Below are 232 nucleotides of genomic sequence, written 5' to 3' on the forward strand. Positions count from 1 at the left end.
CGACCGGCGGTTTGCCCTGGCTGTTGGCGCTGACGGAGTGCCAGAACAAGCGCCCCACTACGCCGTCCGGGCCGACCCGCCGCAGGTCGGGCAGGTCCGCGGCCACGCGCGCATCCCGGCGCTGGCGCTGGGAGGTGGGGCGCTCCTCGCCCACCAAGCCCCAGTTGTCGCGGGCCTGGTTGACGCGCGCGGCTACATGTTCCTTTTCCGCGTCGGCGCGATCCTTGGACCA

1 protein-coding gene is annotated in these 232 nt (G+C 72.8%); it reads right to left on the reverse strand.

What is annotated here, in order from left to right; translation table 11 throughout:
- Positions 1–232, reverse strand: a 232-nt coding sequence (locus ACQG3P_RS24900) for a hypothetical protein (RefSeq protein ID WP_426806538.1), incomplete at both ends; no start/stop codon positions are given.

It is taken from the genome of Stenotrophomonas sp. SrG (assembly GCF_050031795.1).
Lineage (GTDB): Bacteria > Pseudomonadota > Gammaproteobacteria > Xanthomonadales > Xanthomonadaceae > Stenotrophomonas > Stenotrophomonas rhizophila_A.